Genomic DNA, 22,259 nt, shown 5'->3' with positions numbered 1-22,259 from the left:
AAGGTCCCCGCTTTCTGGCGGGACGCCCGTGTGTTTTTGTACTTTCGGGCGCGGGGATTATCGTCGCGGATGTGTGACGTAAACGTGACGAAGTCGACGCCGGGCGCCACGTTTCAGGGATTTGAAAAATAAGGTCGGAAAATCGCGGCTAAGGGCTGATCCGGGCTCAAGTTCAACAGAAAAGTGCCGTTATTGGTGGCCTATTTTTTTGCCGGTCTTGCGGCGACATGAACGCGAGGCCCGAACGCAGCGATCCGAGCCTCGCCCCTTGTTTCATTCGATTGAACCGCCGCCGCTGCGCTTCAATGCAGCACGTTCCCCGCAATCGCTTCGGCATACACCGCCGCGACCCGCTTCGCGATCACCGCGTTATCGAAGCGTTCGCGCGCATAGCGGCGGCATGCATCCGCATCGGGCAACTTCAGCGTACCGTTCAGCGCGCCGGCGAGACCCGCGGCGATCGCAGCTGCGCCGGTCTCCGGCAACACCAGATCGGGCGACAATCCCGCCACCGCCTCGGGCAATCCGCCGACCGGCGTCACCAGCACCGGCGTGCCCGACGCAAGCGATTCGACCGTGATGAGCCCGAAGCCTTCCAGCGCGACGGTCGGCACGACGCTGAGATTGGCCGCGCGATACAGCGCCGCCAGATGCTGATCGGGCACGAAGCCGAGCAGCTTCACGTTGTGTTCGAGCCCCGCGTCGGCGATGCGCGCCTCTAGCTCACCTTCGAGCCGACCCTTGCCCGCGATCAGCAGCAGCACGTCGGGCGCGCTGCGTTTGAGCAGCTTCACCGCATCGATCAGATCTTCGAGACCCATGCGCCGCACCAGCCGTCGCACCGCCAGCACGATCGGTCGGTCCTGCGGCAATTGCAGACGCAGACGCGCCTCGGCCTGCGTGATCGGCAGATTGAACTGCTCGACATCGACGCAGCCCGGCACCACGCGCACGCGCTCCGGCGAGATGCCGTAGCGCGTCGTGAGAATCTTGCCGAACGCGTCGGACAGGACGATCAACCGCGACGAACGCGCGTATACCGACTGCTCCAGATAACGCTTCGCGCGCTGGCCGAACGAATCGGCGCCTTCGACGTGGCTCTCGTCGGCCCACGGTCCCTGAAAATGCGACACCTGCGGAATGCCGCGCGTCACGTCGAGCCCCGGAAACGTATAGAGCGCGAAGTGCGACGAAATCACATCGGGCCGCGACGTGCGGATTTCGTGGCGCAGCGCGCGGCGTGCCGCCATTAGCCGCAGCGGCAGCGATTGCGCGGCGGGGCCGAAGCCGTTGATCGCGCCACCGGTATCGGCCGCGACTTTCGGCGAGCCGGCGACGACGCCGCGCACCGCGACGCCCGCGCCCGGCAGCGCGCCGACCAGCGAGTAGTACATGCGGTCGAGGCCGCCCGCGCGTTCGGGAAACCAGTGCATCCCGATCTGCAGTGATTTGATTGAGCCAGTCGTCATGATGGTGTGCCCCTGTGTGTTGCTTGCGGTGAGTTGCTATGTGTAGACGTGGACGGCGCGCCTCGCGCGGTCATTCCACGCTCTTCTGTCCGGCGAGATGGTTCAGCGTCAGCGCATCGTTCTGCGCGACGACCGTCGCTTCCGTCTGGCTGCGACGGCGGTTTTCCTGCTGCCCCGCCAACTGCCGGTACAGCGCGATGTATTGCGCGGCCATGCGCGCCCAGCCGAAGCCGGTCGCGAGTTCGCTCGCGGCTTTGCCCATCGCGTGGCGCGCGCTGTCGTCGCCGGCGAGTTGCGCGACCGCGCGAGCGAGCGCTTGCGGGTCGTCGGGATCGTCCAGCACGATGCCGCACTCGGGCGTGATGATCTCGGCGCCGCCGGCGGTGCGCGCGGTCACGACGGGCAGCCCCGCCGCCATCGCTTCGAGCAGCGACAGACTCATCGCTTCGTAGCGCGACGGGAACACGAACGCGTCGACCGAATGCATCAGCACCGGCATTTCCTTCACGAGCCCGAGAAAATGCACGCGATGCGCGATGCCAAGCGCCTTCGCCTCGTCCGGATACGGGCTGCCCGGCAGAAAGCCGGCCACCGCGATCTGCACATGCTCGGGCAGATGCTTCAACGCGGCGAGCACGGTGCCGAGATTCTTGCGCGGCGTGCGCAGGTCGCCGACGAACAGCAGCAGGAACACATCGTCTGGTAACCCGAACTTTGCACGATCGCCGCTCGCCGCCGCGAAGCCCTGCGTGTCGACGCCGTTGTAGATGACGTCCACGCGGTTGCGCGGCGTGAGACCGATCGCGCGGATTTCGTCGGCGACCTTCTGCGACACCGCGGTGATCACCTTCGAGCGCCGGTACGCCCAGCGCTCGAGCAACGCGTTGCAGCGCGTATAGACCGACTGGTACGCGGACCACACGCCCTTCGTGAGACCGAACGGGTAGTACTTGCTCGCGAACCAGCCGCTATGCACGAAATGCGAGGTATTGACGTCGGCGCGCATCCAGGTGATGAAGCCGTTCACGTGCAGCACGTCGTAGTCGCGGCGATGCGCGCGCAGCCACAGTGCGCTCTTCGCCGCGAACACCTGCTGGCGCAGCAGATTGGTGGGCCACCAGCGGCCGATCTTCACCGGCGCCCAGCGCACGTTAGGATGCGCGAGCAGCTCCGGCGCCACGTGCGACGCGACCAGCGTCACGCGGATGTTCTCGTCGAGCGCCGCGCGCGCGATCTCGTGGTTGACGCGCCCCTGGCCGTCGTTATGGCGCACTACGTGCGTGACAATGGCGACTCTCAATCCGTGCCTCCGTGGAGAAATAGCGTGCGTGCGCGGTTCATTTTTTCGTGGTGAACCGCGGAAAGAATCGAAAAAGCGCCCATGAAAAGCAGCAGGCCGCCGGTGCCGACCAGCGAGTTCGTGAACACGAGCATCGCGAAGGTCGCAAGACACAGGCTCAGGCACGCGGAGACGAACTTGTCGTCGCGCAGCCTGAACGAGCCGAGCACCGCGCGCGTCAGCAGCCACACGATGCCGGACATGTACAGCAAGGTGCCGGGCCAGCCGAGCACGAACGGAATGTTCATCACGCCGCTGTCGAAGTTGCCGTACTGGCCGAGCTGGCCGCCGTCGTTGGACAGTTTCGTCGAGGTGCCGGTCGCGCCCATGCCCTCGCCCGAGACGTCGGTAAACGCGGTCTTCGCGAAGCTCGCGTAGAACTCGTTACGCGCCGCGTAGCTCTGGTCGTCGTGCAGATTGACGATCGTGTTTAGCCGCGCCTGCATCCGCTCGGCCACCGGGCCGACCGCGAGCAGCGGCACGCACAAGCCGGCGAGCAGTACCGCGCTCGCGACGATGCGCACGCGCACCTTGTTGTTCGACTTCACGAGCTGGATCAAGAGCGCGATGACCCAGCCTCCCCACGTCGAGCGCACGAGGCTCAGCGCGAACGAGAAGAAGCCGAGCGCGGCGGCGATCCAGCGCACGCGATGCTGCGCGGCCATCACGAACACCATCGCGCCCATCATCGCGAACGCGAACGGGCCCGACGAGTTCATCGTGCTGAACACGCGTACGCCCATCGGCACCGGGTCGCCCTGCGAGTTCATCTGCGAGCCGAGCATCCACAGCGCGTCCCACGGCGGCATGATGAAAAACTGGATCAGGCCGTAGCCGCCCATCACCAGCATCCCCCAGATGAACGTGTTGATGATCGTGTCGCGATACTGCGGATACTGGCGCGTGTGCGCCATGATGTGAAAGCCGATCAGGATCGGGTAGAGCCAGTTCGCGAGGTCGTAGGTGGCCGCGAGCGGGCCGCTCGACATCACGCCGATCAGGAACGCGTAGATCAGGCCGAGCAGGATCAGCAGCACCGGCAAGCCTCGGCGCTGCGCGAGCAGCCGGTAGTAGCGCAGCAGCGACAGCCCGCTGATCATCGTGACGGCGAGCGGCGCGACCTGGATCAGGCTCGTCGGCGTGAACGCGCCCTTCGACCAGTCGGCGAGACGCCGCACTTCGGGGCTCAGGAACCACAGCCACCACATGAAGCCGATGTAGCGCGCCGGGCTCTTGAAGTAGAGCCACAGACCCGTGAGGATCGCCAGCACGGGGAACGCCAGCGTGAGCACCGTGCCCTGATGCGCGACGATCAGCACCGCGGCGATCAGCCACAGCAGGAGCGGCGGCAGCCATTCTCGCGGGCCGCCTGACAGCAGCCCGCTCGCGGCGTGTTTTGCAGGGCCGGCGTTGGCCGCGCCTGGCGGCGGCAACGGGTTCGCGCGCGGAATCGTCGACATCGCTTATAGGCCTCCGCGCGATTCGCGCCCGGGTGCGGCGGGCTGCGCGTGCGTGGCCGCGCCGGCATGCGCGCTCGCCTGCCCGCGCGCGCTCAGCATCTCGCGCGTGATCCGCACGTGCTGCATCGCGTAGTGCTGGGTGGTCAGATCGCGCGCGAGCAGACCGGCCGCGGCTGCCTGCGCCTGGCGCAGCGCCTCGTCAGGCTCGGCGGCGAGCCGGTCGAGCGCATCGCGCAGTGCCTGCGGATTGAACGGCGGCACGTAGGCGGCTTCGTCGGCGGGGAAATAGTCGCGCAGCGCGCCGACGTCGGTCGCGACCATCGGCTTGCCGACCGCCGCCGCTTCGAGCATCACCGTGATACCCGACGCGTGCGAGTTCGGCCGCAGCGGCACGACGATCACATCGGCCCAGTCGTACAGTTCGTGCTGCTTTTTGATGCCGGAAAACAGCGCGATCTCGACATTCGACGCGCGCAGCGACGCGGGAATGCGCCGCCGCGTCGCGAGCTTCACCGTGTAGCGCGGATCGTTGCCGACCGCCTTGATCAGCGTCTCCCAGTCGCGGTCGCGATCGTTGCCGATCGCCGCGATGCGCAGCGGCGTGCGCGGCGTCCACTGCGTCGGCGCGGTGACCGGGAAGTCGCGCGTGTTCAGGCCGTACAGCAGCGGCGTCGCGTCGCGATGGAAATAGCGTTGGCACAACCCGGCGTTTTCGCTAGCGAGTGTGGTCAAGCGATCCGCCCGCGTCAACAGCTTGCGATACAACCAGCTGCGCACGATGCCGTACGACGGCCACTTGTCGAGCAGCCACACGCTTTGCGCGAGCAGCAGCGGCGACGCGCCCGGCCCCGCCTTGCGCCCGCACAGCAGCAGCATCAGCGCGGCGGCCAGCCACTCCTGCTCGGTATGCGTCCAGATCACGTCCGAGCGCAGCATCTGCGCGCGATTGCGCCACGTATGGATGAAATCGAAGCCGAGCGCGGCCTTCAGCGCGCGCCGTACGAGCCGCACGGGCCGGCTTTCGCGCGCGTCCTGCGAATAAGTCAGCGCGAATGCTTCGGACTGCGCATGGTGATAACCGTACAGGCAGCCGATATCGTCGCCCTTGCGATAAAAACGCGGATCGGCGCCGTAAAAGAGATGAACGTGAACCTTCGTGCTCATGCGGACACTCCGTTCTTCGACAGCGCGCGCCGCGCCTCATGGGCGCCTGCGCGAACCTCGCGCCAGCGCGACAGCTTCAACTGCGCCTGCTTCGACAGCAGCGCGAGCGCCGCATGCGTGAGGCCCGGATAAAGCCGTGTGCCCACCAGCGTCCACCACCACCACGCGGCTTCGCGGCGCAGCGGCGGCAACTGGTCGCGCAGGATCAGATGGAAGTTGAACGCGGCGTTGCGCAGCGCGGCCATCGTCTGCGCGTCGCGTTTGTCGTCGTCGAAACGCTCGGCCGGGAAATGATCGACCGCGATCTGCGGGTCGTACACGAGCTTCCAGCCCGCGTTTTTCACCGCGAGGCTGAACGCCATGTCGTTGTGCACCTGCGCGCCCGCGCCGCGCAGACGCGCGTCGAAGCGGATCGTGCGCACCGCTTCGCGCCGGTAGCTCATGTTGGCGCCCTTCAGGATGTCGACCTCGCGCGCCGCACCGACACCCAGATGATGATTGCCGATGATCTTGCCGTGCGCGGTCACCTTGCCGACCAGCGGCCGCTCGCCGTCGAGCACGCGGCCTTTTTCGTGCACCCAGTCGCGCCCGCCCAGCGCGCCGAGGCGCGCATCGGCTTCGAACGCGGCCGCGATGCGCTCGACCCAGTCGCGGCGCGGCGCGGCGTCGTCGTCGGTGATCGCGATCACGTCGCCGCTCGCGGCGTCGAGCCCGCGATTCAGGGCCGCGACCTGGCCGGGTATGTCCACCGGCGCGATCACGAGCGGCAGGCGGCCGCCCGTGGACGGATCGCGCAGGCACGCATGGGTCGCGTCGTCGTCGACGCGCGCGACCACGATCACTTCGTCGGGCGCGCGCGATTGCCGCTCGAGCGCCGCGAGGCAGCGCGCCAGATCGGCCGGGCGGCGATAAGTCGGTACCAGTACCGTCAGTTTCATCGTGATGTCCTCTGTTCCTGTCGTGCAGAAGTCGGTGCTCGAGTGCGGAGCCCGCGTCACGTGCTCAGGTATGCCTGAGTCGCCGCGTAGCCGCGGTCGTAGCCGACCCGCGAGCGCGCCGGCATGCCGTTGAAGATGCCGCCCTGCACGTGAACGCCCGCCGAGCGCAGGCGTTTCAGCGCATCGGCCAGCTCGAGCTCGCTGTGCATGCCCGAGCGCATCACGAAGAACGTCGAGCCCGCATACGCGCCGATGATCGACGCATCGGTCACCGCGAGCACCGGCGGCGTGTCGATCAGGATCACGTCGTAGCGCTTCGCGAGGCCGTCGAGGTACTGCGGCAGTCGCGGCGACATCAGCAGCTCGGACGGATTCGGCGGACGGCGGCCGCACGAAATGAAGCTCAGGCCTTCGATGCTCGAACCGCGAATCGCTTCCTCCAGCGAGATCTGGCCGCTCAGCAGCTCGGACAGGCCGTTTTCCTGCAAGCCGCCCACGTAACGTTCGAGCGTGCCGCGCCGCATGTCGCCGTCGATCATTAACACGCGCTTGCCCGAATGGGCGAGCAGCATCGCCAGGTTCACGCTGAGGAAGCTCTTGCCGACGCCGGCCATCGGCCCCGTCAGCATCACGATGCGGTTGCGCGCGTCCATCAGCGTGAACTGCATCGCGGTGCGCAGGCTGCGCAGACTTTCGATCGTCACGTCCTTCGGCCGCGCGTTCGCAAGCACCGGACGCAGCCGTTCGCCGCCCCGCGCATAGCTGTTTTCGAGCTGCACCTGCTCGGCGCTTTGCGGCACGAGGCCGAACACCGGCAGATGGAACGCGCGCTCGACGTGATCGGGGTCGTCGATGCCCTTGAACAGATTGCGGCGCAGGAACACGAAACCGGTGCCCGCGATCAGCCCGAGAATCACGGCCGCCGAGATGATCAGCATCTTCTTCGGCTTGACCGGCGCGCCGGGGCGCAGCGCGGCGTCGACGATATGGACGTTGCCGCCGGTGCCCGCCTTCTGCACCGACAGCTCCTGCACACGATTGAGCAGCAGCACGTAAATGTCTTCGGCGACCTTCGCGTCGCGCTGCAACTGCACGGCCTTCACTTCGGTGGCCGGCAGATTGCGGAAGCGGTCCGCGTATTTGGTGCGCTGCGCCTGCAATTCGGCCATCTGCTGACGCGCGGCGACGAGCGTCGGATGGTCGTCGCCGTAGCGCTCGGCGAGCTGCGTCATCTGCAGACGCAACGCGGCGATCTGCTGCTCGTATTGCACGCTGCCTTCGAGGTAGACCTTCGCCTCTTCGCTCGCGTTGATCGAGCCGGACTGACGTTGATAAGCGGTCAGCGCGGCCTCCGCGCGTTCGAGATCGGCCTTCAGGCGCGGCTCCTCGCTCTTCAGGAAGTCGAGCATCCTGCTCGCGTCGGCCTGCTTGGTCGACACGTGCTCGCGCAGATACGACTGCGCGAGCGCATTGGCGACGAGCGCCGCATGCTCGGGACTCTTGTCCTCCAGCGAGATCTGGATCACGCCGGTCTGCTTGCCCTGCTCCTGCACCGTGATCGCCGACTGGAACGCGGTGATCGCATCGAGATCGTTCGAGCGCACGACGGTGAACTCCTGCCCGGGGCGCGCGATCAGCGTATTGACGACCATCGTCACGCCCCCGCCCTGCGCCTGCTGCCCGACCTGGCCGCGCAGCAGCAGCGAGCCGTTCGGCGCGAACAGTTCATAGTGCTGCGCGTCGATCACGCGCAGCAGCAGCTTCTCGCCTTCGAGCGACGGCGTCACGTCGATCGAATCGACGTCGACTTTTTCTCCGCCCCATGCGTAGGACGTGAGCCCCAGCCACGCGCGCGCGGGCTGGCCCGGCGTCGCGAGGCGCGCGGCGATGCTGCCGAGCAGCGGGATCGTCTTCGGCGTAACGCTGAAGTTCAGCTTGAGCTGCTGCACGACCGGCGCGACCACGCCACGGCTCTTGATGATTTCAATCTCGGCGTCGGTCGGCAGCGACGTCGAGCCGCTCGTGATCGCGGCGCCGGTCTGCGTTTGCGTGAGCGCCTGCGACGTGCTGTCGGACTGCTCGACGCGCACGTGCGCGTCGGCCGAATAAGTCGGCTTGGCGAGGTAGCAGTATGCGACCGCCATCGCGACGATGATCGCGGTGATCGCGAGCAGCCACCAGATGTCGTCGAGGATCACCTGCACCAGTTGTCCGAGGACGACGTCTTCTTCTTCGGTCTTGATCGGACCAGCCATGTGTGGAGAGAGTTGGTTGCTCACTGTTCCATCCCGTGTCGTTGGCTTCGGCTTTCGCGTCAGCGGTACTTCTGCTTTCGTTGCACGTCCCGCACCGCCCGGACAACAGCGGCGCGGGACATTACAGGCCAAACGTTCAGCGCGTCAGCTGCTTCAGATAGAACAGCGTCTGCACGCTCGGCAGCACCTGCTGCAACACACGGTTGAACGTGGTCGACGCGGCGGTGCCCACGTACACGACGTCGAGCGGCTGCAACTGGAACTGCGAGGACAGCATGATCGAGTCCGGCTGCGTCATGTCGAGGCGGAACACCTCGGGCGTGGTCGGATGCTCGCGCATGCCGCGCATCACGTAGATCTGGCGCGGATTGGCGTCGGTGTTGAGGATGCCGCCCCCTTGCGTGAGCGCGTCGGCGATCGTCATGCGGCCGCGCGCGATCGGCACCTGGATCGGCGTCTTCACTTCGCCCAGCACGAAGATGCGGCTGTCGGTGCGGTCCGGCACGTTGACCACGTCGCCGTTCTGCAGCATCACGTCCTGGGTGGTATCGCCCTGATCGAGCATGCGATCGGCATTGAGCACATAGAGCTTGTGGTTGCGCGTGAGTCGCACGCGCTGGATGTCGGCGTCCGGGTTCGTGCCGCCCGAGCGCGTGATCGCGTCGACCAGCTTCAGCGGCACGTCGCTGACCGCGAGCGGTCCCGGCTGCTTCACTTCGCCCGTGACCTGCACCTTCTGGCTGCGATACGACAGCACGCGCACGTCGACCTGCGGATTGCGGATATATGGCACGAGGCGGGCGGCGAGCTGATCGCGCAGCTCGGTCGTGGTCTTGCCCGCGGCCTGGATGCGGCCGACGAACGGGAAAAAGATCGTGCCGTCGGCGGCGATGGTCTGGCCGTACGGATCGGCCTGGCCCGGCAGCGCGGCCGTATACGGCTGCTGCAACGCACCCGCGATCGTCTGCGTGGTATTGCCGCCCGACGACAAGGTACTGCCCTGCGGCGTGGTCAGCTCGGGGTGATCCCACACGGTGATGCCGAGAATGTCCTGCGGCGCGAGGTGGTACACGTACAGCGACGGATCGGACAGCGCCGCTGGCGGCAACGGCTGGATTCTCGCGGCGGCGGCTTGCGCCTGCGCCATGATCAGGTTCGCGTCGATCAGATGGACCGGATAGGTTTCGCTCGGCGCATGATCGTTGTCCTTGAGCCGCGACGTGTCGAGGTAATTGCCCGGTGCGGTCGCGCAGGCCGACAGAAAGGACGTCAGCAGAAGTGAGGCGGCGAGCTTCGTGCGCAAGCTCGCGAATGAGTTTTCGATGCGGGGTTTCTTCAGCATATTTTTTTCAGCCATCCCATGACCAGATGTTCGATGAGCACGAGACTCTCCCTGTATTCGTCTTCCGCGCCGCCGTGCGGATCGGCGACGTCCGAATCGGCTTCCCACTTGCCGAGCGGATAGACCTTGCCGCGCGCCGACGGATCGAGCGCTTCGACCTCGCTCACCTGCGCGCGCTCGGTCACCAGCACGAGGTCGGCCGCGCGCACGAGCGAGCGCTCGAGGCGCCGCGCGTGGTGAACGCCGGCCGCGACGCCGCGCTCTTGGAGCAGGCGCCGCATCACCGGGTCCATGCCGTGGCCGTTCACCGCACGAATGCCCGCCGAATGAAACGCAATAGGTGCGGCCCCCGAGCGCGGCGCGCGCGCCTGGCTCGCCTTGAACAGCATCTCGGCGGCGGGCGAGCGGCACACGTTGGCGTGGCACACGATCAGAACGTTGTCGAACATGGCGGACTCTCTCGCGCGGCGATCGCGGTGGCCTCAGCGGCCGGAGGCAGCCGTCGCGGCGAGGTCCGCCGCCTGCATCGAACCTTTCGCGCCGACACGCGCCGGCGCGTTGCGCAACGCATGCCGCCGGCCGATCGCGTGATACTCGATGCCGAGTTCGAGCAGCACGTCCGGCTCGTACAGATTGCGGCCATCGAAGATCAGCGGCGTCTTCAGGATGCGCTTCAGCGCATCGAAATCTGGACTCTTGAAGACCTTCCATTCGGTCAGGATCACGAGCGCATCGACGCCGCTCGCCGCTTCCATCTCTTCACTCACGAACGAAAGTCGCGCATGCTGCTGCGGCACGTCCTTCAGATCGAGCGCGAGCACGCGCTTCGCTTCGTCGATCGAGACCGGGTCGTAGGCCTTCACGCGCGCGCCGCGGCCCAGCAGCCCGGCGATCAGCTCGCGGCTCGGCGCCGCGCGCATGTCGTCGGTGTTCGGCTTGAACGCGAGACCCCAGACGCCGAACGTGCGGTCCGACAGATCCTCGCCGAGACGCGCGACGATCTTCTGCGCGAGGATCTGCTTCTGCGCATCATTGACCGCTTCCACCGCTTCGAGAATGCGCAGGTTCGCGTTGTGATCGGCCGCGGTGCGGATCAGCGCCTGCACGTCCTTCGGAAAACAGGAGCCGCCATAGCCGCACCCCGCGTAGAGGAAGTCATAGCCGATGCGCGGATCGGAACCGATGCCGCGGCGCACCGCCTCGATATCCGCGCCGACGCGATCGGCCAGATTCGCGAGCTCGTTCATGTACGAGATGCGCGTCGCGAGCATCGCGTTGGCCGCGTACTTGGTGAATTCGGCCGAACGCACGTCCATATACAGCGTGCGCTCGCGATTGCGGTTGAACGGCGCATACAGGCGCTTCATCAGTTCGCGCGCCTTTTCGCCGGGCACGTCCTCGTCGCAGCCGAGCACGATGCGATCGGGCCGCGTGAAGTCTTCGACGGCCGCGCCCTCCTTCAGGAACTCCGGATTCGACACGACCGAAAACATCGGCTCGACGCCGCGCGCGGCCAGCTCGGCGGCCACCACTTCGCGCACGCGCGAGGCGGTGCCGACCGGCACCGTCGATTTGTCGACGATCACCTTGAAGCCGGTCATATAACGGCCGATGTTGCGCGCGGCCGCGAGCACGTATTGCAGATCGGCGGAACCGTCCTCGTCGGCCGGCGTGCCGACCGCGATGAACTGGATGTCGCCGTGCGCGACCGCGGCCTCGACGTCGGTGGAGAACGTCAGGCGCCTGGCGCGGCGATTGCGCGCGATGATCTCCTGCAGCCCCGGCTCGTGGATCGGCACGCCGCCGTTGTTGAGCACGTCGATCTTGCGCGCGTCGACGTCGAGACAGAACACGTCGTGGCCGATGTCGGCCAGACACGCGCCGGTCACGAGGCCGACATAGCCGCTACCGATGATCGTCAGGTTCATGGATTGCACCTCGGTAAAAAAGTTGATTCAGGAATGCGCTCGCGCGATGCGTGGCATCGGCGCGGCCCGGCGCCCCGCGTTCAATAAGCGTTGCTGCCCGCGAAGCCCTTCCACAGCGTCAGCACGACGATCTTGATGTCGAGCCAGAAGGTCCAGTGCTGCATGTAGTACAGATCGAGCTTTACGCGGCCCATCATCTTTTCGATGCGATCGGTTTCGCCGCGATAACCGTTGATCTGCGCCCAGCCGGTAATGCCCGGCTTGATCCGGTAGCGGTGCATGTAGCCCTTCACCAGATCCTTGTAGATGTCGTCGTGCTCGAGCGCATGCGGACGGGGACCTACCACCGACATCTCGCCGCGCAGCACGTTGATGAATTGCGGCAGTTCGTCGAGGCTGGTGCGGCGCAGGAACGCGCCGACCGCGGTAATGCGCGGATCGCGCCGCGTCGCCTGGGTGATCTTGCCGGCCGCTTCCGTGTGGACCTTCATCGAGCGGAACTTGAAGATCTCGAACTCGCGGCCGTCGATCCCCTTGCGCCGCTGGCGGAAAAACACCGGCCCCGGCGAGCTGAGCTTCACCATCAGCGCGATCGCGAGCATCAGCGGCGACAGCGCGAGCAACGCGCCGAACGCGAACAGGCTGTCGAACACGCGCTTGGGCAGCACGCGCAGATCGGTGATCGGCGAGGCGGCCAGATTGATCGCGGGCACGCCGAGCAACTCGACCATCGGCTGATTGAACAGCGTCAGGCTGCCGACGTCGGGGATGAAGCGGATGTTCACGAAGTCGTTGCGCAGATCCATCACGAAGCGATGAATCGCTTTCTCCTTCGAGATCGGCAGCGCGAGCCACAACTCGCGGATCGCGCGCTGCCGTACCAGTTCGATCATGCGCTGATAGTCGCGCTCGACCGGCACGCCCGCGACCGCGTGCGCGGCGTCCGGGTCTTCGTAGGGATTGATCGTGCCGTCCTCGTCGAACACGACGACGGGCTTGAAGCCAGCTTCGGGACGGCCGCGCATCTGTTCGATCAGGAAGCGGCCGTACGGCGCGCCGCCGACGATCGCGACCGCGCGCTGATTGAAGCCCTCGCGGCGCAGCCCGCGCAGGATCGAATAGACGATCACCTTCGTGACGACCAGCAGCACGATCGACGCGAGCGCCCAGTAAACGAGCCACAGCCGCGACAGGCTGTCGGCGCGGTGCACGCTGAAGCTGATCAGCACGCCGGTCACTTCGACCATCAGCCAGCCGCCCGTGACGCGCGACAGCAGATCGTAGAGCGGCTTGCCACGCCACGACTGATAGATGCCGAGCGGCGGGAAGAACACCACCACGAGCAGGCAGCCGAACGCGAGCGACACGCTTTGCATATCGTCGAGCCATACCACTCTGCCGCTGTGCACGCCCGCCGCCAGCACCGCGGCGAGCGCGACCATGGCGATGTCGATGATTCTCGCTAGAACGCTCAGCATGCGCCGCCCCTCTGTTCGTCAGTCAAGTGCGATCCGTCGGTTGGTTGAAATGGCTGTTGCATGCGGGTTTCGTCGTAGGGCTTTTTATTTCCGATCTGCCTGGCGGCGCGATTGGACTGAATGAGCCCGAATGGCCAGACCGCAAATTCCAAATGCGAATGAGTGAATACCCTTGTTCATACCTCAATAAAGCGGTATTAAAATTCCCACGACAAGACCGCAAAAAATCTCAAATTGTATCGGTCAAAATTTCGGCATTTTTTATGCATTTTGTGCGGCAATTGTTGCCGCAATGCGGCCCGACAGAAGGTTCCGGGCACCCAATCTCAGCGCTTTCACATGGAAGCTTTCGCTTTGCCAACAGTCCTGGCGCGAAGCTCGGGCGCTACTCGTGCTGTCATTCTTGCGCATCATTAAGCGAAAAAAATGCCTGCTGATTTTTTTCAGGTAATTTTTATTTATAAATAAATCGACGAGACATTTTTTGGTGAATTTCGAATGAATGCGACGCGCCTTTTATCGGAATTGTATTTAACGCGCTTTTATTGATTCGCGACTTCGTGATAAAACTCGACGCATTCATCCAGCCTCGAGGAGAGTTCACCATGACAGCTCCGGCCCCGGTCACGCCTGCCGGCACCCGGCCCACCCCCGCCCAATCGTCCATGCCCTCAACCGCAACCAGCGTCAAGCTCAAGGTTCATCCCGTGATTCTCGCGGGCGGCTCGGGCACCCGGCTGTGGCCGATGTCGCGCGAGCAGCATCCGAAGCAGTTGATCGGCCTGCTCGGCGAAGAGTCGCTGCTGCAATCGACGACCCGCCGTCTCGATGGGCTCGAAGCCGGTTATCCGCTTGCCGGCCAGCTCGTGGTCGTCGCCAATGAAGAACAGCGCTTCACGACAGCCGAACAATTGCGCACGAGCGCCAAGCCGAGCCGGCTGATACTCGAACCCGTGGGCCGTGACACCGCGCCCGCGTTGACGGTGGCCGCGTTGTCCGTCGCCGCGCAGGATGAAGACGGCATCATGGTCGTGATGCCCGCCGATCACGCGGTCACCGACAGCGCAGGATTTCACGCGGCGCTCGCCGCCGGCGTACAGCATGCGGCCGCTGGCCATATCGTCACCATGGGCATCGTGCCGACGCGTGCCGAAACCGGCTACGGCTATATCCGCATCGGCGCGCCGCTCGGTTCTGACGATGCGCAGACCGCAGCAGCGGCTCGCCCGGTCGCGCATCGCCTCGAGCGTTTCGTCGAAAAGCCGCATCTGGAACTCGCGCAGCGCTATGTCGCATCACGCGAATACTGGTGGAACAGCGGTATTTTCATCGTGCGCGCATCGACGTGGCTCAAAGCGATCCGCCATTTTCAGCCGGCCATTTACGCAGCATGCGAATCGGCCTTCGCGGGCAGCACGGCGGACGGTGACTTCTTCCGGCTGCAACGCGATGCGTTCAGCGGCTCGCCGTCGAATTCGATCGACTACGCGGTGATGGAAAAGCTCGGCGCCGATCAGAGCATCGCGTCGGGCGTGGTCGTGCCGCTTACGGCCGGCTGGTCCGACGTCGGTTCGTGGGACGCGATCTGGGACATCAGCGAGAAGGACCCCGATCGCAACGTGAGCCGCGGCCGCGTGATGCTCGAAGGCGCGAACTCCACCTTCGCGCATTCCGAAGGACGACTGATTGCCTGCGTCGGCACGCAGAATCTCGTCGTCGTCGAGACCGCCGATGCGATTCTGGTCGCCGACAAATCACGCGTGCAGGACGTCAAGAAGATCGTCAACCGGATTCGCGAGGATGGCGGGCTCGAAGCGGCCAATCATCGCAAGGTGCATCGGCCGTGGGGCAACTACGATTCCGTCGACACCGGCGAGCGCTTCCAGGTCAAGCGGATCGTCGTGAAGCCGGGCGCGCGGTTGTCGCTGCAGATGCATCATCATCGCGCGGAGCACTGGATCGTCGTGCGCGGCACCGCGCTCGTCACGCGCGGCGACGAGCGCTTTATCGTGTCCGAAAACGAGTCGGCCTATATTCCGCTCGGCGTGACGCATCGCCTCGAAAACCCGGGCAAGATGCCGCTCGAAATGATCGAGGTGCAGTCGGGTTCGTACCTCGGCGAAGACGATATCGTGCGCTTCGACGATACGTACGGAAGGCAATGAGGCGCGAGCGGTCGCAATGACGAAGCGGGAACCTGCGGCGGCGCAAAGCGGCCGCGGGGACCGCCGGGCTCATCCCACGTATGAGATGAGTTCTTTGTAGGTTGCGGATAAGCGCTCCGCGGTGCCGCTGTCGGTCGTCACCGTGGGCGTGCTTGCCCCGCCCGCGGTCGCGGTGTCCGACGGATAGCGGCGCAGCGTCCCGCGTAATGCATTCAGTGATGGCTTCAGCGGCCCGTGCAACGGCGCGCCGTGATTGCCCGGGTGATTCGCGATGCCATTGACCGATGCCGGTTCCGGCGCATGACGCAGGCCTGACAACGAACGGTCCGCGGACCGCTGCGCAAGGTTCGCCGACGCGGGCGCGGCCGTTGCGTGGACCATGGTCGTGGCCGCCGCGTCGGTCGCGCATTCGCGATCGATCCACTGACGCGCCCAGTCGAGCGCGAACTGCTGCGCGTGCTGCGCATCCGCGAAGCGCGGGCCGACGAGGCCAGAGCGCTCGACGCGCTTGCCGTCCCTGATGATCTCCGCCCACCCGCGATACATCGCATTCGGCACTTCCTCGACCACCACGTAGATCAGATAACCGCGCGAATCGGCGACCTGCATGCCGCGCGGGGCGAGGCCCAGCGTCAGCGACGGGCGCGGGTCGTCGACCGCGACGGTCTCGACCGTTTCAAATGCGGCCGGTTCGACGCGCATCTCCGCCGCCGTCGCGGACCTCGCCACTGCGGGCGTCGCGAACGCCGATGTCGCCACCGCGCTCGCCGGCGCAAGCCCCGACAATTGCCGCGTGATGTCGCCGATCGGATCGGCCGTACGCCATTGGCTCAACGCGCTCGCGACGCCGGGCGCCTGCCACGACTCGGGACTCTTCCACGACACGCCGCGCAGATTATTGTCTTCGCGCGGGCTCGGGGTTTGCGCAACCGGTGCCGCGGGTCTGGCCGTAACGGGCGGCGCCGGTTGGGGAATGTATGCGAAGGTACGCCCGCTCTGCGACAGCAGACGGACCATCTCCAGCAGTGTGCCGTTCAGTTGCCACTCTTCGAAGCGGCGGCGGCAGGTGGGACCGGACGGATAGCGGCCCGGCAGCTTCGACCACGGCTCGCCGGTGGTCATGATCCACAGCACGGCATTCGTCACGATGCGCGGTTCGGCGCGCGGCCGGCCGCGCCGGTTCAGACGGACGGCCGGCTCGTCGGAGACGAGCGGCGCGAGCAGCGCCCATTCGTCGTTGTTTAGCTCATCGAAAAACATTGGATTTTCTCCACGCGGCCTGGCCTGGCCGCGGCGTTGGGCCTGCCACGGATTCTCAGCGTTCACGACCCGTGTGCGGCCCTCGGTTGCACAAATTTGTTTGGTCCGTTCGGCTCGCTGGAGCAGCCCGCCCACACGTGGTGCGGCTCTTCCCTATTACGAAGCACAAAACGCGGTCTCACTCGTGCGTGGGAAAATTTGTGCACGAAGCATACCATTCCAATCTTTGCATGAGTACAGTTGAGACAAGTGTTACGGATAGAAACAATCTTGTCGGTTTCGTTGCGTCGATTCTCGTATTGCCGTAACAGAAGCCGCTGCTTATCCGGCATCGGATCTGTCTATTGCAAAGCACAATACCGCATGACCGAACAGAATGGGATTTAGAAATGTCATTGCCGATCCAGCATGCATTTCTATGCGCTTTGATGGTTGATGTGAACATCGGTTTCAAGCGTCGGCGAAAGGACTGCGACGCGCCCGCGCGGTGACGTGGAGGCAACGGGAGGCGGCCGCCGCGCATGCGCGGAGTTCGAGGCGTGACAGAAGCGATGAAGTCGCTTCGAACGACGTTACGGGCGCACTGGTTTCGATGCGTGCTCACCGACGACCGTGGTCCATTCGCGCACGCGCCAACGCGTAACCAGTCCGGAGAGTACGTACGGATCGGCGGTAGCAAAGGCCTCCGCCACCGCAGGCGACGCGCCGGTGAAGAGCAGCACCGCACCGTCCGTCGGCTCCGCGAGTGCGCCGGCCAGCAGCAGTTCGCCGCGCTCGGCGGCGGCCCATGCGAGTTTCAGATGCGCGTCGCGGTGCTCGCCGCGCCGCTCCAGATAGTCGGGTACCAACTCGTACATCAACAGGTAATGCATGGTGAGTCTCCTCGCGAGGTTGAGGGTTGGCAGGGAGCGGCATGCGCCGGAGCGCAGTTGAGGATAACGGCGACTACCGAATTTCATGCCTATTTTCTATTCGGTTGCATTCGCAGCAATAAGAAAATTCTCATTGCCTGTTAACCATAGATCAAAATAGCGGGAACCGTAATTTCGTTTCAGTAAGCTTGAAATAAGCGTCACGAGCAATCTGCATTGCATGACAAAATTCGCGCTCTCGTTCATTCGATTGTTTCAAACGCCGCAGCGCCAGGTGCGCCACGCTGCTCAGGGAAAACGAGCGCGGACCGCTGTCAACCGGAATGCATTTTGAGCCGTTCTGGCAGACGGCATTTGCCATAATGGATGCGCCGATGGGCCCATGGATGCCGTCGTCGCCCGCGCGCATGAACGATCAGAAACGTTTTCACCACCGATGGAGTGTCCCATGAAAATCCAATCCGCTATCGCTACGCTGGTGTTGGGCGCGGTACTCGTATCGCCGGCGTTTGCGCAGAACAGCCAGCAAACCAAGATGGCCGACTGCAACAAGCAGGCCGGCGACAAGAAAGGCGACGAGCGCAAGGCGTTCATGCAAACCTGTCTTTCCGCGAAGCCGGCCGCCGCCGCGCCGATGAGCCAGCAGGACAAGATGAAGGTGTGCAACAAGCAGGCGGCCGACAAGAAAGGCGACGACCGCAAGGCCTTCATGAAGACCTGCCTGTCCTCCTCGGCGCCGGCCCACTGAGCGAAAGGCGTAGCCGTCCCCCACGCCGGCGCCCTCCGATCGACGCGGCGCCGGCGCATCGTTGCGCCCACGCGGCGCTCCGATCGAGTCCCCCGCTTCGTCGTCCACCCGCCGCAACGCGCCGTTTTCTTCTATGATGGCTGCGGAGACGGCCCACCCTCACTCATATAGAACCAAACAACTACGCGGGCCGCCATCTTGTCGTTGGTGCTACTGAGCATCGATCGGAGGCAAGGATGGTATCGAAGCACAAAAACCGCTGGTTAAGGCGGTGGTTGCTGGTCATCATATTCTGGGCCGTGCCTGTGGCGATCGTCGCGGTCAACGAGATCCGCGAGGAAATGTCGTACAACGCGGTCGATCTCGACCGCGCGCTGACCACCTGGAATTTCACCCAGGCGCAGCGCGCCGCCGGGGCGCCCGCGCATTGCCATGGCAAGCCCGACGAGGCCAAGGCGGCCGGCTGCCCGGCCGACGTACTGGCCGCCAACGCGCCGCGCCAGCAGGACGCGATCAACGAATACAGCGTGCGCCGCTCGACGCTATTCGCCTATCTGTGGCACGCGTTCGTCGGCTATTGGATGGTGCCGGCGGCTATGCTGTTCGCGATCGGCGCGATCATCGGCATGGTGCGCCGCGCGCTGCGGCGCCCGCCCGCGGTCAAGAGTCCGGCGAATCATGGGTGAGCGGCGGCCGCGCCGCTTGCACTTCGCCGCAATTTGCTGCGCCGAAACAACACTCTCATTGCCATGTCGATGGGCCGCCGCGCGACGCGAAAATCGGTAAAAACCGGCGCATCGTGCGGCCACGCCGAAGCGTCCCCACAATCGCCGCGACTCGGGCGCTGTTCGGCGTCGCCCCTCGGATCGTCGCGCGACGCGTGCTCGGAAGTCGCGCGCAAGGCCGGTCAAATTTACTGGGAAGACCTCTTGCGATCAGGCTCAAACCCTTGTCCCATAAGGCTTTTCGCGTTGTCACGCAGCGCGCCTTTTGCACCAGCGTGTGTTATAACTCAAAGGCAACCAGGCGACACCACCACGGTTGCGCCCCGGATCCATGACGGAGAAAAACGATGCAAAGACGACACTTCATGTTGAAGACGACCGCTGCGCTTGCTTTCGGAGGCCTTGCACTCGCCGGCTGCACGACGACGGGCAACACGCCGGAAAATGCTCATGTCGACGCCTCGAAACGACAGTCGATCGACGCCAGCGTCGATGGCACGCTGTCCAAGCTGTTCACGACCGTGCCGGGCTCGCGCGAGCTGGTGTCGAAGGCGCGCGGCGTGCTGGTGTTCCCGTCGGTGCTGCAGGCGGGCTTGATCGTCGGCGGCCAGTATGGCGAAGGCGCATTGCGGGTGGGCGGCGCGACGGTCGGCTACTACAGCACCGTGTCGGGCTCGTTCGGCCTGCAGGCGGGCGCGCAGTCGAAGGCGATCATCTTCCTGTTCATGACGCAGGATTCGCTCGACAAATTCCGCAACGCGGAGGGCTGGTCGGCCGGCGTCGATGCATCGGTCGCGCTCGTGAAGATCGGCGCGAACGGCGCCGTCGACACGACCACGGCCACCGCGCCGGTGCAGGTTTTCGTGATGACCAACGCGGGCCTGATGGGCGACGTCTCGCTGCAAGGCACGAAGGTCACGCGGCTGAAGATCTGAGCGCGCTCATCGGCGCGCTTCACTGATCACTTGCGCGCATCGCGGCGAAGGCCGCGCGGAGGACCCTGCGCGGGTCGTCGCGCGGTCTTTTTGTTATGTATGCCGATGCCGACGCTCGGGAACGGAAAAACTCGCGCGATCGGGTAGGAGGCGGGGTTGCCCCCGCCGTCCTCCCACAACACCGGACGTACGGATCACGTATCCGGCGTTTCCTGACGACTGGATTGCTCCAGCGAGCTTCGTTTCGTTCGTCGTGTCGCCTGTCGTTCAATGGACACCCCAACCTCTCTCAGGCTTCCGGCCGTCAAGTTTGATCGCAGGCTCCCGGCTGTGCCGAGACTTGTGCCCAAACGCTCAGAGAGCACGCGTGACTATCCACTCTCGTCAGGTTCGGCCCTTCACTGCTCCGGTTCCGAGCCGCTACTATGGCCTCTGCTGACTCCCGCCAGCCCATCCCGGCACCTTGCGATGCCAGTAGCACAAGGCAGACTGACGGGGCTCCCAGGGTAATGCGCGCGACCTTCCTGCTTATGCCTGTCGGATCTACGTCGTGGCGTTCCGTGCAAGTATTGGGCTTTACAGATCTTGGACTGCTCACCCCGCCACACCGCCTGATATCCGCTTCCTGTTCGTCAGGCCAGCATTTTGCCTGCGGCTTCCTTCAGATTCCGCCTTACGACGGACACCCTTGCCGTTCAGCTAGCACTTCCCCTTGCCGGGTGTGCAGAGGACTTTCACCCCCAAGTCATCCGGCTCGCCACCACAGCGGGTCGGACAGCGCCAGTCACGGCGCTACGCGCCATGCCTGGCGCACCAAAAAAACGGCGCCGCGCATCGCGCACCGCCGTCCTTCGCTTCGACACGTCCCAACGATCCCGCGTCAACGGCCCGACGAATCGACCACCTTGAACCTCGAGCGCTTCTGTGCGCGAATCACCAACTGATAGGCCTCCACATACTCACGCGCCATCCGGTGCGACGTGAAGCGCTCCTCGAAACGCCGCCGCACGCCCGCGCGCGACACCTTGTGCAGCCGGTTCACGGCCGCCACCGCGCCGATCTCGTCCTCGACGATGAACCCGGTCACGCCCTCTTCGAGCACTTCGGGCACCGAGCCGCGGTTGAACGCGATCACCGGCGTGCCGCAAGCCATCGCCTCGATCATCACGAGACCGAACGGCTCCGGCCAGTCGATCGGAAACAGCAGCGCATGCGCGCCCGACAGAAACTCGGCCTTCTGATGATCGGCAATCTCGCCGATGTACTCGACGTACGGCAGGTCGAGCAACGGCCGGATATCGCGCTCGAAGTACTCGCGATCGGCCGCATCCACCTTGGCGGCGATACGGATCGGCATGCCGCAGCGGCCGGCGATGCGGATCGCCGTATCGACGCGCTTTTCCGGCGAAATCCGGCCGAGAAACGCGAGGTACTTCTGCTCGACCGGTTGCGGCGTATAGAGTTGCGCCGGCAGGCCGTGATAGACGGTGGTGAGCCAGCGCGCCTGCGGCAGCGGATGACGCTGAGCGTTCGAAATGGAGATCACGGGCGCGGTGTTGAATGTGTCGAACACCGGCTGCTGCTCGGGCAGATCGAGCCGGCCGTGCATCGTCGTGACGAACGGCGTGTCCTGCCGCTTGAATACCGAGAACGAGTAGTAGTCGAGGTGGAAATGCAGCACGTCGAACTCTTCGGCCTGGCGGCGCACGAGTTCCATCAACAGCATATGCGGCGCGATGCGGTCGCGAATGCCCGGATCGAGCCGCAGCGCGCGCGGCCACACCGCTTCGAGCTTCGCGCTCGTGACGGAGTCGCCGCTCGCGAACAGCGTCACGTCGTGGCCTTGCTCGACCAGCGCTTCGGTGATGTACGACACGACGCGCTCCGTGCCGCCGTAGAGCTTCGGCGGCACCGATTCGGTCAGCGGGGCGATCTGCGCAATCTTCATATTGTGTCTCCGTGAGCCGGCGGCTGGCGCGCAATCGCGATGCCGTCGGCGACGCCGAGTATGACAGCGCCATGACGTCGGAACAATGCGCGCGGTCCCTAACGCGGTCCCTAAGCGTCGCATGCATCGTCGCTACGGGGAATTATTCCCTGGCATCGGTCGAAAAGCCGCAGGTCTTGCAATTGCCCGGTGCTGTTACAAGCGGCTTACATCCGGTGACACGCGGCCACGCG

The 22,259-nt window shown here is 65.0% G+C and carries 19 protein-coding genes; 5 read left to right on the top strand and 14 right to left on the bottom strand.

Translation table 11 applies throughout. From position 1 onward, the window contains the following. Nucleotides 1-302 precede the first annotated feature (302 nt). From OKW27_RS37810 to OKW27_RS37765, 10 genes are all read right to left on the bottom strand, one after another. Nucleotides 303-1,469: a glycosyltransferase family 4 protein gene (locus OKW27_RS37810; RefSeq protein ID WP_018418024.1), complete on the bottom strand. Its 1,167-nt coding sequence runs from the start codon at nucleotides 1,467-1,469 to the stop codon at nucleotides 303-305. A 70-nt stretch (nucleotides 1,470-1,539) separates the two neighbouring features. Then, nucleotides 1,540-2,769 (bottom strand): glycosyltransferase family 4 protein, encoded by a 1,230-nt coding sequence (locus OKW27_RS37805; protein WP_429336445.1) that lies wholly within the window; start codon nucleotides 2,767-2,769, stop codon nucleotides 1,540-1,542. Further along, nucleotides 2,766-4,268, bottom strand: coding sequence for a glucose-6-phosphate isomerase (locus tag OKW27_RS37800; RefSeq protein ID WP_187610087.1), 1,503 nt, complete (start codon nucleotides 4,266-4,268; stop codon nucleotides 2,766-2,768). Before OKW27_RS37800 ends, OKW27_RS37805 begins: the two co-directional genes overlap by 4 nt. Nucleotides 4,269-4,271: 3 nt before the next feature. Continuing rightward, entirely contained in the window at nucleotides 4,272-5,432 is a 1,161-nt protein-coding gene (locus tag OKW27_RS37795) for a glycosyltransferase family 4 protein (protein ID WP_184066631.1), read from the bottom strand. After that, nucleotides 5,429-6,370, bottom strand: a complete 942-nt coding sequence (locus tag OKW27_RS37790) for a glycosyltransferase family 2 protein (RefSeq protein WP_429336444.1) — start codon at nucleotides 6,368-6,370, stop codon at nucleotides 5,429-5,431. Before OKW27_RS37790 ends, OKW27_RS37795 begins: the two co-directional genes overlap by 4 nt. Before the next feature lie 56 nt (nucleotides 6,371-6,426). Continuing rightward, the gene (locus tag OKW27_RS37785) at nucleotides 6,427-8,625 is read right to left on the bottom strand and encodes a polysaccharide biosynthesis tyrosine autokinase (protein WP_429336641.1); all 2,199 of its coding nucleotides are present in this window, start codon (nucleotides 8,623-8,625) and stop codon (nucleotides 6,427-6,429) included. Between the two features lie 136 nt (nucleotides 8,626-8,761). Beyond that, on the bottom strand, nucleotides 8,762-9,967 hold the full coding sequence (locus OKW27_RS37780; RefSeq protein WP_429336443.1) for a polysaccharide biosynthesis/export family protein: 1,206 nt from the start codon (nucleotides 9,965-9,967) through the stop codon (nucleotides 8,762-8,764). Beyond that, a complete protein-coding gene (locus OKW27_RS37775; protein WP_429336442.1) occupies nucleotides 9,961-10,416 on the bottom strand; it encodes a low molecular weight phosphotyrosine protein phosphatase in 456 nt (151 codons plus the stop codon). The genes OKW27_RS37780 and OKW27_RS37775 overlap by 7 nt, the downstream gene beginning before the upstream one ends. Before the next feature lie 33 nt (nucleotides 10,417-10,449). Then, nucleotides 10,450-11,895 (bottom strand): UDP-glucose dehydrogenase family protein, encoded by a 1,446-nt coding sequence (locus OKW27_RS37770; RefSeq protein ID WP_429336441.1) that lies wholly within the window; start codon nucleotides 11,893-11,895, stop codon nucleotides 10,450-10,452. An 80-nt stretch (nucleotides 11,896-11,975) separates the two neighbouring features. After that, nucleotides 11,976-13,373: an undecaprenyl-phosphate glucose phosphotransferase gene (locus OKW27_RS37765; protein WP_184066658.1), complete on the bottom strand. Its 1,398-nt coding sequence runs from the start codon at nucleotides 13,371-13,373 to the stop codon at nucleotides 11,976-11,978. Between the two features lie 44 nt (nucleotides 13,374-13,417). Between OKW27_RS37765 and OKW27_RS37760 the strand changes: the two genes are divergently transcribed. Both OKW27_RS37760 and OKW27_RS37755 read left to right on the top strand, forming a co-directional pair. Further along, entirely contained in the window at nucleotides 13,418-13,810 is a 393-nt protein-coding gene (locus OKW27_RS37760) for a hypothetical protein (RefSeq protein WP_429336440.1), read from the top strand. A gap of 168 nt (nucleotides 13,811-13,978) precedes the next feature. Next, complete coding sequence (locus tag OKW27_RS37755) at nucleotides 13,979-15,538, top strand: mannose-1-phosphate guanylyltransferase/mannose-6-phosphate isomerase (RefSeq protein ID WP_429336439.1); 1,560 nt, start codon at nucleotides 13,979-13,981, stop codon at nucleotides 15,536-15,538. Nucleotides 15,539-15,607: 69 nt separating this feature from the next. On the opposite strand, the gene OKW27_RS37750 is transcribed toward OKW27_RS37755, so the two are convergent. The 3 genes from OKW27_RS37750 to OKW27_RS37740 form a co-directional block, all read right to left on the bottom strand. After that, nucleotides 15,608-16,798: a transposase gene (locus OKW27_RS37750; RefSeq protein WP_429336438.1), complete on the bottom strand. Its 1,191-nt coding sequence runs from the start codon at nucleotides 16,796-16,798 to the stop codon at nucleotides 15,608-15,610. A gap of 572 nt (nucleotides 16,799-17,370) precedes the next feature. After that, nucleotides 17,371-17,670 (bottom strand): YciI-like protein, encoded by a 300-nt coding sequence (locus OKW27_RS37745; protein ID WP_018418036.1) that lies wholly within the window; start codon nucleotides 17,668-17,670, stop codon nucleotides 17,371-17,373. A 151-nt stretch (nucleotides 17,671-17,821) separates the two neighbouring features. Next, nucleotides 17,822-18,079 (bottom strand): hypothetical protein, encoded by a 258-nt coding sequence (locus tag OKW27_RS37740; protein WP_429336437.1) that lies wholly within the window; start codon nucleotides 18,077-18,079, stop codon nucleotides 17,822-17,824. Nucleotides 18,080-18,118: 39 nt separating this feature from the next. On the opposite strand from OKW27_RS37740, the gene OKW27_RS37735 reads away from it, so the two are divergent. The 3 genes from OKW27_RS37735 (at nucleotide 18,119) to OKW27_RS37725 (ending at nucleotide 20,078) form a co-directional block, all read left to right on the top strand. Continuing rightward, nucleotides 18,119-18,418: a PsiF family protein gene (locus OKW27_RS37735; protein WP_090804806.1), complete on the top strand. Its 300-nt coding sequence runs from the start codon at nucleotides 18,119-18,121 to the stop codon at nucleotides 18,416-18,418. Nucleotides 18,419-18,654: 236 nt separating this feature from the next. Further along, complete coding sequence (locus tag OKW27_RS37730; protein ID WP_090804804.1) at nucleotides 18,655-19,104, top strand: hypothetical protein; 450 nt, start codon at nucleotides 18,655-18,657, stop codon at nucleotides 19,102-19,104. Nucleotides 19,105-19,490: 386 nt separating this feature from the next. After that, entirely contained in the window at nucleotides 19,491-20,078 is a 588-nt protein-coding gene (locus tag OKW27_RS37725; RefSeq protein WP_090804802.1) for a BPSL1445 family SYLF domain-containing lipoprotein, read from the top strand. Nucleotides 20,079-20,958: 880 nt separating this feature from the next. Here OKW27_RS37725 and OKW27_RS37720 read toward each other — a convergent pair. Beyond that, complete coding sequence (locus tag OKW27_RS37720; RefSeq protein WP_090804800.1) at nucleotides 20,959-22,026, bottom strand: glycosyltransferase family 4 protein; 1,068 nt, start codon at nucleotides 22,024-22,026, stop codon at nucleotides 20,959-20,961. Between the last annotated feature and the right edge of the window lie 233 nt (nucleotides 22,027-22,259).

Source organism: Paraburkholderia sp. 35.1 (assembly GCF_050436525.1).
Taxonomy (GTDB): Bacteria; Pseudomonadota; Gammaproteobacteria; order Burkholderiales; family Burkholderiaceae; genus Paraburkholderia; species Paraburkholderia tuberum.
The sequence above is the reverse complement of the archived record's forward strand: the minus strand, read 5'-3'. Positions and strand labels throughout refer to the sequence as shown.

What these genes read in the sequence shown, in the direction of transcription:
- OKW27_RS37765 (WP_184066658.1), bottom strand. Translation starts at nt 13,373, where the DNA reads ATGCTGAGCGTTCTAGCGAGAATCATCGACATCGCCATGGTCGCGCTC.
- OKW27_RS37755 (WP_429336439.1), top strand. Translation starts at nt 13,979, where the DNA reads ATGACAGCTCCGGCCCCGGTCACGCCTGCCGGCACCCGGCCCACCCCC.
- OKW27_RS37770 (WP_429336441.1), bottom strand. Translation starts at nt 11,895, where the DNA reads ATGAACCTGACGATCATCGGTAGCGGCTATGTCGGCCTCGTGACCGGC.
- OKW27_RS37780 (WP_429336443.1), bottom strand. Translation starts at nt 9,967, where the DNA reads ATGCTGAAGAAACCCCGCATCGAAAACTCATTCGCGAGCTTGCGCACG.
- OKW27_RS37775 (WP_429336442.1), bottom strand. Translation starts at nt 10,416, where the DNA reads ATGTTCGACAACGTTCTGATCGTGTGCCACGCCAACGTGTGCCGCTCG.
- OKW27_RS37740 (WP_429336437.1), bottom strand. Translation starts at nt 18,079, where the DNA reads ATGCGCGCGGGCGACGACGGCATCCATGGGCCCATCGGCGCATCCATT.
- OKW27_RS37800 (WP_187610087.1), bottom strand. Translation starts at nt 4,268, where the DNA reads ATGTCGACGATTCCGCGCGCGAACCCGTTGCCGCCGCCAGGCGCGGCC.
- OKW27_RS37735 (WP_090804806.1), top strand. Translation starts at nt 18,119, where the DNA reads ATGAAAATCCAATCCGCTATCGCTACGCTGGTGTTGGGCGCGGTACTC.
- OKW27_RS37810 (WP_018418024.1), bottom strand. Translation starts at nt 1,469, where the DNA reads ATGACGACTGGCTCAATCAAATCACTGCAGATCGGGATGCACTGGTTT.
- OKW27_RS37795 (WP_184066631.1), bottom strand. Translation starts at nt 5,432, where the DNA reads ATGAGCACGAAGGTTCACGTTCATCTCTTTTACGGCGCCGATCCGCGT.
- OKW27_RS37725 (WP_090804802.1), top strand. Translation starts at nt 19,491, where the DNA reads ATGCAAAGACGACACTTCATGTTGAAGACGACCGCTGCGCTTGCTTTC.
- OKW27_RS37785 (WP_429336641.1), bottom strand. Translation starts at nt 8,625, where the DNA reads ATGGCTGGTCCGATCAAGACCGAAGAAGAAGACGTCGTCCTCGGACAA.
- OKW27_RS37790 (WP_429336444.1), bottom strand. Translation starts at nt 6,370, where the DNA reads ATGAAACTGACGGTACTGGTACCGACTTATCGCCGCCCGGCCGATCTG.
- OKW27_RS37730 (WP_090804804.1), top strand. Translation starts at nt 18,655, where the DNA reads ATGGTATCGAAGCACAAAAACCGCTGGTTAAGGCGGTGGTTGCTGGTC.
- OKW27_RS37745 (WP_018418036.1), bottom strand. Translation starts at nt 17,670, where the DNA reads ATGCATTACCTGTTGATGTACGAGTTGGTACCCGACTATCTGGAGCGG.
- OKW27_RS37750 (WP_429336438.1), bottom strand. Translation starts at nt 16,798, where the DNA reads ATGTTTTTCGATGAGCTAAACAACGACGAATGGGCGCTGCTCGCGCCG.
- OKW27_RS37720 (WP_090804800.1), bottom strand. Translation starts at nt 22,026, where the DNA reads ATGAAGATTGCGCAGATCGCCCCGCTGACCGAATCGGTGCCGCCGAAG.